The organism is Sphingomonas sp. CBMAI 2297 (genome assembly GCF_029870595.1).
Taxonomy (GTDB): domain Bacteria; phylum Pseudomonadota; class Alphaproteobacteria; order Sphingomonadales; family Sphingomonadaceae; genus Sphingomonas.
This window is the reverse complement of the sequence record NZ_JAPDIR010000008.1, coordinates 172,919-184,729: the sequence shown is the minus strand read 5'-3', so window position 1 is coordinate 184,729 and position 11,811 is coordinate 172,919. Positions and strand designations below refer to the sequence as shown.

The window sequence follows — 11,811 nt, the reverse complement described above, 5'->3', positions numbered from 1 at the left end:
CCTAGGACTCCTCCGGGGTTCGGTGGCAGACGCGGATCTTCCCGCGTCGCGTGAACGCGATCGATCCGCCCGCCACGACAGCCCGCGAATGGTCGCCGCGAAACTCGTCACCGGTTCGCTGCGCGCGCAGGATCTCGGTCCTGCCCTTCGGCAGCCAGGTGACGGCCATTTTCAAGCCGTCATCGATGAAGTCGACATCGGCGCGTGTGCCGTCGTCGCAGTACATGATGCGCTGCGCGATTAGTTTCGACGTCAGATGCTTTTCATGCGCCGGCTCGGTAGGCTGGGTCGGCGCTGGATTACACGCCCCTATAACCGCCCCGGAGACGAGAACGACGCCGAGGCGCGCGATCGCCAGACCGGCCCGATTCAGGCCGCACAAGGTTGTCACATTTGAAATCGACGTGTCAGACATCGGTCTCTTCCGACGAAGCGCCCTGTGGCGTTCGAAGGCAGGGCAGTTCATCGCGTGCCTTCCTGCTCGCAGATCCGGGTACGGCCATCGCCTTCCACGATGGTGAGCTGCGACCCCTTGAAGGTCGCGGTGGCTGTTTCGCCGACATATTGCAGGCCCTGCGCTGGCGCGGTCAGCATCATCGGCGGTCCCCCGTTGGAGCGCCGCAAATCGATCTGCAGGCCGTTGTCCTTGTAATCGACGAACAGCGGTTCCCCGTCGGAACAGCGATATCTATGCCGCCCCATTTCCCCGGTCGCCACGGCGCTGTCGGACGAATGGATCTGCTGCTCCGTTGGCGGGGCTGGCGGCTTTCTTTCCGAGCACGCCGCGAGCCCGACAACGAGGATGACGGCGGGCAGCACCCGCTTACAGTGCATCATCATCGCGCCTTCCTCCTGCAGCGGAAGGGGACGCGCTGACGATTGATAGCCCGGGCAGGCTGACCTACCCGCCAGCGGAGATAGGTTGCGAGGCGATCGTCAGATTCGACCATCAGGGATCGCAGGCGGCGCAACATCATCGCCGCGAACGGCAGGGAGAGCGCCCCGCGCAGCGTGCAGCTATGCGTTAGCCTGGTGCCGCCATCGTCCCCCGCCAGCTCGTACCGCTCTTCGAGCGTGAACAGATAGGGGATGCCGCAGGACCAAGCGAAGGCGTGCGGTTTATCGAATCGATCAATCCGTGCTGGCGTCCGAATTGGCCGGGTGATGCCCTGGATCGCAAAGGTGCATTCTGTGTCGCCGAGCCGGGACGGATCATCGAGAAATACGAGCGGACTCCACGCCCGGCGATGATCCGGATCGGTGAGTGCCGACCAGATGCGCAGTGGCCCGCCGTGAAGCATCGAGCTGGTTATGGTGCGAGGCATATCCCCATCTCCCAGAGATGGGCGGGGCGATCGCGGATCGCCCCGCCCATCCATCAGGCCAAGTTGTTCACGAAGGTCTGACCGTGGTCGTCCCCTTCATGCTCCTCATTGTAGTGCTCGGGTTTCTCGATCACTTTCTGCCCGAACCGGGCATAGAGTGTCGGCAGCACGAACAGCGTAAGAAGCGTCGCCGAGATCAGACCGCCGATGACGACCGTCGCCAAAGGCTTTTGAACCTCTGCGCCGGCGCCTTCGCCCAGCGCCATCGGCACGAAGCCGAGGCTGGCGACTAGCGCGGTCATGATGACGGGTCGCAGACGCTGCATCGCGCCAACATGCGCGGCTTCCTCGCGGCTCATCCCTGATCGGATCAGATCTTGGATCGAGCTGACCATGACGAGGCCGTTGAGGACCGCGATGCCCGAGAGGGCGATGAAGCCCACTGCCGCCGAGATCGAGAAGTCCATGCCCCGCAGGAACAGCAACAGGACGCCGCCCACCAGCGCGAAAGGCACGCCGGTGAACACGATCGCGGCGTCGCGGACCGATCCCAACGCCCCGTAGAGGAGCAGCAGGATCAAGATGAAGCAAGCCGGAATGACCAGCTTCAGCCGTTCGCTTGCCGATTGGAGGTTCTCGAACTGGCCGCCCCATTCGAGATAGGTGCCGGCAGGCAGCCGGAGTTGGCTGCCGATCGCCGCCTGCGCATCCGCCACGACGGATCCGACGTCGCGGCCACGCACGTTGGCTTGCACCACCACGCGCCGCTTGCCGTTCTCGCGGCTGATCTGGTTCGGACCATCGACCACCTTGATCTCGGCGACGCTGGACAGCGGTACATAGCCGCCGCCTGCCACCGGCACCTGCACCTGTTGGAGCAGGCCGATGTCGGCACGCTGCGCCTCCGACAGGCGGATCACCACGGGGAAGCGACGGTCGCCCTCGAAGATCTGGCCCGATGTTCGCCCGCCGATCGTCGCAGTCACGGTGTCCTGCACATCCTGAGCCGTAACGCCCAACCGCGCCATCGCGTCGCGGTTGACGCGAATGTCGAGCATGGGAAGACCGGTCGTCTGCTCCACCTTCACGTCCGCTGCGCCTTGCGTTCTGCGCAGCACCGCCGCGATTTGCTCGGCCGTCCGGTTCATCTGGTTGAAGTCGTCCCCGAACACCTTCACCGCGATGTCGCCGCGCACGCCGGCGATCAGCTCGTTGAAGCGCATCTGGATGGGCTGGGTGATCTCGTAGGCATTTCCCGGAATCTTCGCGAGATTACCCTCGATCCGGCTGACCAGCTCCTCCTTGGGAAGCTCAGGATCCGGCCAATCCTTGCGCGGCTTCAGGATGACGAACATGTCGGTCGCGTTCGGCGGCATCGGGTCGGCCGCCAGCTCGGCGGTGCCCGTCTTGGAATAGACGAATTGCACCTCCGGCTGCTTCGACATCATCCGCTCGATCGGCACCTGCATCGCCTGGCTCTGCTGGACCGACGTTGCCGGAATGCGGAGCGACTGGATCAGCAAATCGCCTTCGTCGAGCTGCGGCAGGAACACCGAGCCGAGCGTAGTGAAAGCAAGCGCCGCCACCACAAGGCTTCCCACACCCGCACCGATCGTCAGCGTCGGGCGCTTCATGGCCCGGTCGAGACCGGGTTCGTAGCGCTTCTTCAGCCACGTGATGATGCGGCCGTCCTTCTCCTCGACCTTCTTCGACAGCCAGATCGCAATCATCGCCGGCACGAAGGTGAGAGAGAGGATGAAGGCGAAGGCGAGCGCGATGATGACGGTCAGCGCCATCGGTCCGAACGTTTTACCCTCCACGCCGGTCAGCGTGAGCAGCGGTACGTAGACGAGGATGATGATTGCCTGCCCGTACACAGAGGGACGGATCATCTCACGCGCAGCGGCTGCCACGGTCGCGAGCCGTTCCTTGACGCTGAGCAATCGGCCTTCATGATGCTGTTGCTCGGCAAGCCGGCGCAGCGCGTTTTCGACAATGATGACGGCGCCGTCGACGATCAGACCGAAGTCCAAAGCCCCAAGGCTCATCAGATTGGCCGAGACCCCAGCGCGCAGCATACCAAAGCCTGTCAGCATCATGGTGATCGGGATGACCAACGCCGCGATCAGGGCCGCACGGAAGTTGCCGAGCAGCAGGAAGAGCACGACGATGACCAGCACCGCGCCTTCGGACAGGTTTTTCGCGACCGTCTTGATCGTCGAATTGACCAGCTCGGTGCGGTTCAGCACCGGCTGAATTACGACGTCAGGAGGCAGCGAAGCGTTGATCGTCTTCAGTTTCTCAGCGACCGCGGTCGACACGATGCGGCTGTTCTCGCCGATCCGCATGATCGCCGTGCCGACGACGACTTCGGTACCGTTCTCCGATGCCGAACCCATGCGGATCGCCTGACCCGTCTTCACAGTCGCAACTTGTTCGACCGTGATCGGCACGCCGTTACGTGTCGCGATCACGGTCCTGGCCAACTCGCTGGCATTGCGAACGAGCGCATCCGAGCGAACAGCCAGACCTTCGCCATTGCGATTGACGAAGCCACCGCCGACGCTGGTGTTATTGCGCTCCAGCGCATTTCCCAGGTCCGTCAGCGTGATGCCGAGCGAGGCCAGCTTCTGCACGTCGGGCACGACGAGGAACTGCTTGGCGTAACCGCCAATCGAGTCGACACCGGCGAGGCCCGGTGTGGTCTTCAGAAGCGGCGTCACGATCCAGTCCTGCGCGGTGCGCAGGTAGGTCGCCTTGTCCTCTTCGGTCGTCAGTCGCTCGCCCTCTGGCGTGATGTAGCTGCCATCGGGCTGTTGGCCCGGTTCACCGGGCTTGTGCTTGTCGTCCTCGCGATGATCGAGACGAACGGTGTACATGTACACCTCGCCCAGGCCTGTCGCGATCGGACCCATTTCAGGGTTCACGCCGTCGGGCAGATTCTCTTGCACGCCCCGCAGACGCTCGCCCACCTGCTGGCGGGCGAAATAGATGTCCGTCGCGTCCGAAAAGACCGCCGTGATCTGCGCGAAGCCGTTGCGGCTCAACGAGCGCGTATATTCCAGGCCGGGGGTGCCGGCGAGCGCGGTTTCGATTGGAAACGACACCTGCTTCTCGACCAGCTCGGGCGAGAGGGCAGGCGCGCGGACGTTGATCTGGACCTGATTGTTGGTGATGTCCGGCACCGCGTCGATCGGTAGCCGGTAGAGGGAAAAGGCGCCGATGGCGGCGACGATGACGGTGAGGAGCAGGACTAGCCAGCGCTTCTCGACCGCCCAGGTTACGATACGGGCGATCATGGCTTAATCCTCGTGGCTCGCTTCGCCCTTGCCGATCTCGGCCTTGAGCGTGAAACTTCCGGTGGTGGCGATCTGTTCGTTGCCGGTCAGGCCCGACCGGACGATCACCGTGTCGCCCGACGCATCGCCGAGCTGGACCGGGGTCGCCTTGAAGCCGGTGGGCGTGCGCACGAACACGACCGACTTGCCCTCGAAACTCTGGACCGCCGTCGTCGGCACGCGGACCGCCCCGCTCCCGCCGCTGCCCGTGAGCTGCACGGCTGCCGTCACAGGCTCGCCGACCCGCCATTCGCCACCGCGATTGTCGAGGGTGGCGAGCGCAGGCACGAGCCGCGTCTGCGGATCAAGCGCCGGCGACACGAAGGTCACGCGGGCGGTCGCCTGACGGCCTGCCGCCTTCACCAGCACCGTATTGCCGGGACGCACCCGGCCCGCATCCTCGGGCTTGAGATTAAGCGCGATCGACACCTGGCTCAGGTTGGCGATGCGATAGAGTTCGGCATCCGCCGCGACCGTTTGTCCCAGCGTCACGGGGCGCGCAATGATCTGGCCCGAGATCGGCGCGGCAATGCCGAGCCGGTTGAGCCCGCCGCCGCCGACACCCGCCGCCGAAACCATGCTCTGCGCCTGCGTCAGGGCGATCCGCGCCTCCGTCGCCGCTGTGCGGGCGGCGATCAGATCCTGTTCAGGGGAGACTCTCTGCGCGAACAGCCGCTGTTCGCGCGCGAGGTTCGAATTAGCGAGCTGAAGCCGCGCCCGCGCCGCCTCGACCTCGCCCTTGATCTGCGCCGCCTCGCGGCTTTCGATGACCGCAATGGTCTGGCCGCGTCCGACCGATTGGCCGAGGTTACGGGTGAGCGCGACCACGCGTCCCGCAATTGCGGCCGAGACGACCTGCGTTCCCTGTGGGTCGCCCTCGATGATCGCGGGCAGCTCGATCGTCCCGGCCCCGCCGATGATCGGCCGTCCGACCTGGACGCCCGCTGTGGCGATCTGGTCGGCACCCAATGTGACGACGCCTTCACCGGCATGACCGCCTTCAGCACCGCCCTTTTCCATGCCCGCTGCCGTCTCATTGGCAGCTGCGCCTTCGGCAGTTGCCTCGTTTCCGCCATCCTTGCCGCCGCAGGCAGCCAAGAGCAGGGCGAGCGACGCCGCGCCCGCGAGATAAAAGCTCTTCATCACTGATTCCCCCCATTGGGCGCACGAGCGGTCAGTCGCTCCACTTGCGCGCGGGCATTCTGGTAATTGGCAAGCGCGTCGATCGCGGCGACCCGCGTTTCGGCGAGCGTGCGTTCAGCATCGAGCAATTCGAGCTGGCCGAACTTGCCCTCGCGATAGCCGATCCGCGCGATGCGGGCGGCCTCCTGTGCAGCCGCCAGCGCCGGCCCCGACGCCGCACGAGCCGTCGTTGCGGCATTGGCCGCCTGCGCCTGCGCGTCCGTGATCGCCTGTTCGATGTCGAGCGCGGTCACGCGGCGCTGCGCATCCGCCTGGGTCCGCTGCGCGGTCGCCTGCGCAATCGCGGCGCGACCATTGTTGAACACCGGGATCGGGATCGACACGCTGAACACCGCCGCCATGTCGTTGGTCGCTTCCAGGCGGCGGATCGACGGCCCGACGTTCAGGTCAGGCACGCGATTGGCGCGCGCGAGCCGCACGCCGGCTTCGGCAATGGAGAAATCCGCGTTGGCTGCCGCCAGCGCGAGTGTGCCGGTCGTGTTGACCGGTGCCAACGGCCCATAGACGTTCACATCGGGAAGGCGATCGAGCAGCGTGTCATCGAGCAGGCCGTCGATCGGCCGTCCGATCCGACGCGCCAGATTGGCGCGGGCCGCCTCGGCCAAGCGAAGCTGCCGCTCCACATTGGCGTCGGCATTGATACGCGCGACATCCGCGCGCTGTTGCTCGAGTGGCGATGCCCGCCCTGCCTGCACGCGAACGCTCGCGGCCCGCAGCGCATCGCTGGCGATCCGGGCCTGATCGCGGGCTGTCATTACCCGGCGATCGGCCGCGACCGCTTCGACATAGAGCTGCGTTACCTGAAGCCGGACATCCGCCGCGATGATCGCGGCCTGGATCTCGGCCCGGGACAATTGCGCATTGGCGACCGCGACGCGGGCGCCGCGCTTGCCGCCTAGCTCGATCGGGATCGCAAAGCCGACCGTGGTTTCCGCGCTGCGGACCCCCCGATACGGCCCGGAGCCGATGACATTCTCGACTTGGCCTTGAACCACCGGATTGGGCCGCAAGCCGGCGACTGTGCGACCTGCACGGGCCGCGTCGATTCCAGCTGTCGCCGCTTCCGCAGCAGGGGCCGAACCGCCCGCTGCACTGACCGCTTGGTCAAGCGTGTAGACCGGCGCATCCTGCGCAACAGGCGCGGACGGTCCGACCTGCGCCTGCGCCATCGTGGCGCAAGACGCTGCGGCCAGCATGGCCGCGAGGATACGATTCATGAAAATAGGACTCCTGACGATGATCGACAGGGGCGCGCCAACGCACGCCCAAATCGGACGTCAGGCTTGGGGGGGCCTCAAATGGACCATGCCGGTGCGGCCGTCGAGCGACGCAGAGGCGGAGATTGTCGGCTTGGGCACTGTGAGGACGGGGGTATATTCCATCGTCGTGCGCGCAGGCGCGCCGACGTCGTGTCCGTGACAATAATTGTGATGATGCGGGACATTCTTGTCCGAGTCCGATGGCACCTGATCGATGTCACCGGCGGTATGGACCGTGAACTCAACGCCCGCGATGCTTCCCCCCGCCAGATCGGCGGCATGGGCCATGCCGGAGAAGCTGGTCAGGACCAGCATCAGGCATGTCAGGAAAGGCAAAAAGGCTCGCACTAGCTTGCCTCTATCACGGAAGGGTTTTCATGTCATTGCACTAATTCGAACCAAGGGTCACTGAGCCGGAACCCGAGCGGGATCGGTCGCGCCCGTTCCAGGCGAACCCGACCGCAATGGCGACCGCCATCAGGAGTTGCGCCAGCACCGATTGCCAAGTGGGAAACACGCCGAGCATCGACAGCCGTGGCACGTCCGCGAGCGGTGCGATGTTGATAAGGCCGGCTTCCTGGAGCCCGGCGACGCCTTTACCCGCCAGCACGACGGTCAGGACCGCCATGAGCCAGGAGCTATAGCGGAAGAACTGCGCGATCGGCAGCTTGCGACTGTAGCGAAGCATGGCCCAAGCGATCAGGCTGAGCAGTCCAATCGCCGACCCGGCCCCCGCGAGAAGCATCCCGTTGTCACCTTGCGCCGAAAGCGCGGCATAGAACAGGATCGTCTCGAAGACCTCGCGATAAACTACGACGAACGCCAGCCCGAACAGGAACCAGCCCGACCCGCCCGAGAGCGCCCGCGACATCTTCTCGCGAATATAGCGCTGCCACTGATCGGCCTGCGCCTTGCCGTGCATCCAAATCCCGACCGAGAGCAGCACGACCGCGGCGAACAGCGAGCCAAACCCTTCCGTCAGCTCCCGGCTCGCACCGCTGATCCCGATCGCATAGGTGGCGACCGCCCAGGTGATCCCGCCCGCGATGATCGCGCTGACCCAGCCGCCATGCACGTACCGCAGCGCCTCGCCGCGCTCGGCTTTACGCAGGAACGCGATCATGGCGACAACGATGAGCAGGGCTTCGAGCCCTTCACGCAGCAGGATCGTGAACGCGCCCAGGAACGTGGACGCTTCGGTGGCGGCATCAGGCGCGAGCGCCGCTTCCGCATCGTCGAAAAGGCCGCCCAGTACTGCGACCTTCTCCGCGAGATCATCGGGCGACGCGCCCCGGTCGATCGAGGCGCGGAACTCCCCCATCGCGCCCTCGATTCGACCCATCAGCGTCGCGTCGCGCGCGGTGAGTGTTGGCTCGATCGGCTCGAACCCATCGAGATAGGCCGACAGCGCCAGCTCTTTCGCCATGCGCGCATCGCCGCGCCGCGCAGCCGCCACGCTTTCGGCGAGTTTGGCGCGGGCGACCGCGAGCGAGCCGGGAGCCTGTTGTATCACCTGTTCGGGATGACGACGCAGGAACGCGAGCACTGGGTCAGCCTTGGCGTCGCCGATCGCCGCGCCGAGCGCGGCCGGGGTGAGCGCGACCAGGGTTTTCAGGTCCGGAATGCGCCGGCGAAGGGTCGGGTCGGATTTCCAAAGCCGCTCGCCTTCGCGCGCCTGCGCATCCGTGAAGGCGAAGCTCCCGGCTCGGAATGCTAACGCCCAGCGCTGATCGTTGGGCAGATCGGCGAAGCTCTGCATCGCGGTCCCGTCGATGCCTTGCGTCACCACCTGATAGAGCGCGAACACGCTGCGCTGGCGCGCGCGCTCGGCATCGGTGAAAGCAATCGGGGGCGTAGCGAGCTTGGCGGCGTCAGGGCCACGGCCGTTGCCCGTCATCCCGTGGCAGGACGCGCAGGATTGTCGGAACAGTGCATCGCTGGAGACGAGGTTCGGAGCCTTATCGGGCGCGAGCGGCACCGGGTAGGCGCGCAACAGATCGGCCGCGAGCCCGTGCGCCAATGTTGCCACCTGTTCAGTCGGTCCCTTTTCCGCGATCACCGCCTGGAGGTTGGCAGCCCGCTGGATGAGGGCTTGACGCTCCGGCTTCGCCGGCAGGCCCTGAAGCCGTGTCGAGACCGACGCGGCGAACTCCGTCATCTCGGCATATTCCGACGTGCTCTTGATCCGACCGTTGGCGACCGCGCCGCCATAATCGACGGCCATATAGTCGAGCAGCCGCCATGCGGTTTGCACGTCGCCGGGTTCGGCGATTGCCGCAGCAGGGATCAGCAGCGCCGCGAGCGCGGAGAGCAGCCGCAACGAGAGCATTGCCCGGATCAACGCGAGCAGACGCACTACCGCTCTCCCAATTCGCGCCGAGCGCCAGTGACGATTTCATAAGCGGAGTGGAGGAACAGGAGGGCGATGAGGCCGGCGACGGCGAGGTCCGGCCAGGCGCTTCCTGTCCACGCCACCAGACCGGCTGCGGCGATCACCGCCACGTTGGCGAGCGCGTCGTTGCGGCTGAACAGCCAGATCGCGCGAACATTGGCGTCCCCTTCCCGGAAACGCGCAAGCACCAAGGCGGACACGACATTGATCGCGAGCGCGACAACGCCGATTGTGCCCATCAGTTCGGCATCGGGCGCGGTTGCGTTCAGGGCGCGCCAAATCGCGAAACCGATTACGCCCACGCCAAGCGCACCGAGAAACAACCCCTGCGTCAGCGCGACCTTTGCCCTCGCCCGTGCGGACCAGGCAAGCGCGAGAAGACCGATAAGGCTGATCGACCCGTCCCCGAGAAAATCGAGGGAATCCGCTTTCAGCGCTTGGCTATCGGCGATGAACCCGCCGAACAGCTCGGCGACTCCGAAGCCGAGGTTGAGCACCACGACGGTCAGCAGCGCACGGCGATAGGCCGGATCGGTTTGCGCGCGCGCGGGCTCCCCGTGGCACCCGCAGCTTTCGGTAGAAGCATTCATGCGGCCTTCCTTACCACCTCCAGTCGCTGTAGAAGCAAGCGAAATGTGCGACACGTTCGCATAAGCAAGGATGGCATGATGAAGCCGGTGATGATTGGGCAGCTCGCCAGCGAGACCTCGACGAAGGTGACGACGATCCGCTTTTATGAGTCGATCGGGTTGCTCCGATCCGCCCCTCGCACGGCGTCGGGTCGCAGAACCTACGATGCCAGTGACATTGAGCGTTTGCACTTCATCCGCAACGGTCGCCGGCTTGGCTTCTCCGTCGACGAGATCCGTTCGTTGATGGGGCTGGCGCAGAACCCGGACCAGGATTGTGGTGCCGCCTCAGCTATCGCTGCTCAGCACCTCAAGGATGTGGAGGAGAGACTGGCGCAACTCGCGGTGTTGCGGGATGAGTTGGCAATGCTCAGCCAGAGCTGCACCAAGGCGCGCATGGCCGATTGTCGGATCATGAAGGCGATCGGCAAAGGCCACCCTCAAGCCGATCAATAATAATCGGCCAGCCTGAGCTCGCGCACATCACCCGAGGCCATCGTCAGCTTTACGAGGGTGCCAGCAGGCCGGGAGCGCACTTGCCAGAGCTCCCCACGCGTATAGTTCGCATCGATCGAATGGCCGTTCACCGCCACGATCCGGTCGCCGACCGCCCAGCCAGCCTTTTCCGCGGGACTGTTCGCCGCCACATGAACAACGGTGAGCGCCGTTGGTGAGGCTGCGAGGCCAAGGCCGCTACGGTCCTTCAGCATCGGCAGGCGACGACGAGGACCGAGTGGCCGGAGCCACACGAATCCGGCGGTCACGTCGAACACCACGTCGAATTGAGCGATCAGCGGTAGGCCGACATTGCCAACCGTGCTGGTGGAGAGCCAAGCTCTCATCCCGAGTGTGGGGACGTTCGAGACGCCAAGCCCTTCGATGTTGATGTTCTGGATCGTGAAAGCATCGTTGATACGCACACCATCGACGCCGCCGATCGCCGCGGTCGAGACGAGCTTCCCGTTCAACAGCCCTTGATCGCGGGCATAGGCCGACGAGAGCATCAGCGCGGCCGAGCTGCCAAGATCGATCATCAAGGGCACGGGAGGCAAACCCGAGACGGAAGCTCGAATGAACAGCTCCTGCTTGGCACCGCGCCCGAGCGCGACAGCGCGCCAGTCGGGACCGGCGAGAAACGTGCCTGACTTGACGACCGCCATACGCCTTTTCGCGAAATCGAGCGCGATGCAGCTACCCGTGAACATATCGGCACCGAGGAGGATATCGATCGGTCGTCCGAAGGCCGCCGACACTGAACTCAGATCACCAACGACGGCAAAGGGTAAGCGACGGGTTTCGCGGGCGAGCTGTACGTCGATGTCGCGGACCAGCAGCACCGGGGCCTTGGCGCTCAGCCCGCTAATCATGCGCCGCTCACCATCGTTCAAGCCGAGCTTCGCCGCGAGCGCCGTGCTCATGATCGACGCGCCGCTGCCACTGTCGAGCACCGCCCGCACCGGCACTCCGCGCACTTGTGCCGAAACAAGGAGGGTATCACCCGTGCCGACTTCCAGCGGCTCCCATTCGAGGTGAGCCGCACCGAAGTTCCACGAGCCCGCAGACCGGGAAGTCTGTCGCGCGAGCGTTGGAGAACCGAGCACCAAGCCGGTTCCACAGGCCACCAGCCGCGCCACTAATGAGCGTCGAGACATACCGATTGCTTCA

General features: G+C 65.2%; 11 protein-coding genes. 1 reads left to right on the top strand and 10 read right to left on the bottom strand.

The annotated features are described in order from the left end of the window. Nucleotide 1: 1 nt before the first annotated feature. From OMP43_RS13340 to OMP43_RS13300, 9 genes are all read right to left on the bottom strand, one after another. Nucleotides 2-415, bottom strand: a complete 414-nt coding sequence (locus OMP43_RS13340; RefSeq protein WP_004212881.1) for a hypothetical protein — start codon at nucleotides 413-415, stop codon at nucleotides 2-4. 47 nt (nucleotides 416-462) lie between these two features. Further along, on the bottom strand, nucleotides 463-840 hold the full coding sequence (locus OMP43_RS13335) for a hypothetical protein (RefSeq protein ID WP_009824022.1): 378 nt from the start codon (nucleotides 838-840) through the stop codon (nucleotides 463-465). Continuing rightward, entirely contained in the window at nucleotides 837-1,325 is a 489-nt protein-coding gene (locus OMP43_RS13330) for an SRPBCC domain-containing protein (protein WP_013849881.1), read from the bottom strand. The genes OMP43_RS13335 and OMP43_RS13330 overlap by 4 nt, the downstream gene beginning before the upstream one ends. 53 nt (nucleotides 1,326-1,378) lie before the next feature. Then, a complete protein-coding gene (locus OMP43_RS13325; RefSeq protein WP_004212878.1) occupies nucleotides 1,379-4,624 on the bottom strand; it encodes a CusA/CzcA family heavy metal efflux RND transporter in 3,246 nt (1,081 codons plus the stop codon). Nucleotides 4,625-4,627: 3 nt separating this feature from the next. Next, nucleotides 4,628-5,806, bottom strand: a complete 1,179-nt coding sequence (locus OMP43_RS13320; protein WP_070936352.1) for an efflux RND transporter periplasmic adaptor subunit — start codon at nucleotides 5,804-5,806, stop codon at nucleotides 4,628-4,630. Further along, entirely contained in the window at nucleotides 5,806-7,083 is a 1,278-nt protein-coding gene (locus tag OMP43_RS13315) for a TolC family protein (protein WP_013039111.1), read from the bottom strand. Before OMP43_RS13315 ends, OMP43_RS13320 begins: the two co-directional genes overlap by 1 nt. A gap of 60 nt (nucleotides 7,084-7,143) precedes the next feature. Then, nucleotides 7,144-7,440, bottom strand: a complete 297-nt coding sequence (locus OMP43_RS13310; protein ID WP_007406840.1) for a hypothetical protein — start codon at nucleotides 7,438-7,440, stop codon at nucleotides 7,144-7,146. A 73-nt stretch (nucleotides 7,441-7,513) separates the two neighbouring features. After that, entirely contained in the window at nucleotides 7,514-9,481 is a 1,968-nt protein-coding gene (locus tag OMP43_RS13305) for a cytochrome c/FTR1 family iron permease (protein ID WP_176599432.1), read from the bottom strand. Then, the gene (locus OMP43_RS13300; protein ID WP_004212870.1) at nucleotides 9,481-10,107 is read right to left on the bottom strand and encodes a cation transporter; all 627 of its coding nucleotides are present in this window, start codon (nucleotides 10,105-10,107) and stop codon (nucleotides 9,481-9,483) included. The genes OMP43_RS13305 and OMP43_RS13300 overlap by 1 nt, the downstream gene beginning before the upstream one ends. A gap of 75 nt (nucleotides 10,108-10,182) precedes the next feature. On the opposite strand from OMP43_RS13300, the gene OMP43_RS13295 reads away from it, so the two are divergent. Next, entirely contained in the window at nucleotides 10,183-10,602 is a 420-nt protein-coding gene (locus OMP43_RS13295) for a helix-turn-helix domain-containing protein (RefSeq protein WP_007406847.1), read from the top strand. On the opposite strand, the gene OMP43_RS13290 is transcribed toward OMP43_RS13295, so the two are convergent. Beyond that, nucleotides 10,596-11,798, bottom strand: a complete 1,203-nt coding sequence (locus tag OMP43_RS13290; protein ID WP_013039112.1) for an aspartyl protease family protein — start codon at nucleotides 11,796-11,798, stop codon at nucleotides 10,596-10,598. The genes OMP43_RS13295 and OMP43_RS13290 overlap by 7 nt on opposite strands. Nucleotides 11,799-11,811: the final 13 nt, after the last annotated feature.

Coding starts and splice junctions, on each gene's coding strand:
- OMP43_RS13340 (WP_004212881.1), bottom strand. CDS start 415: ATGTCTGACACGTCGATTTCAAATGTGACAACCTTGTGCGGCCTGAAT.
- OMP43_RS13325 (WP_004212878.1), bottom strand. CDS start 4,624: ATGATCGCCCGTATCGTAACCTGGGCGGTCGAGAAGCGCTGGCTAGTC.
- OMP43_RS13300 (WP_004212870.1), bottom strand. CDS start 10,107: ATGAATGCTTCTACCGAAAGCTGCGGGTGCCACGGGGAGCCCGCGCGC.
- OMP43_RS13315 (WP_013039111.1), bottom strand. CDS start 7,083: ATGAATCGTATCCTCGCGGCCATGCTGGCCGCAGCGTCTTGCGCCACG.
- OMP43_RS13290 (WP_013039112.1), bottom strand. CDS start 11,798: ATGTCTCGACGCTCATTAGTGGCGCGGCTGGTGGCCTGTGGAACCGGC.
- OMP43_RS13310 (WP_007406840.1), bottom strand. CDS start 7,440: ATGCTGGTCCTGACCAGCTTCTCCGGCATGGCCCATGCCGCCGATCTG.
- OMP43_RS13320 (WP_070936352.1), bottom strand. CDS start 5,806: ATGAAGAGCTTTTATCTCGCGGGCGCGGCGTCGCTCGCCCTGCTCTTG.
- OMP43_RS13330 (WP_013849881.1), bottom strand. CDS start 1,325: ATGCCTCGCACCATAACCAGCTCGATGCTTCACGGCGGGCCACTGCGC.
- OMP43_RS13335 (WP_009824022.1), bottom strand. CDS start 840: ATGATGATGCACTGTAAGCGGGTGCTGCCCGCCGTCATCCTCGTTGTC.
- OMP43_RS13295 (WP_007406847.1), top strand. CDS start 10,183: ATGATGAAGCCGGTGATGATTGGGCAGCTCGCCAGCGAGACCTCGACG.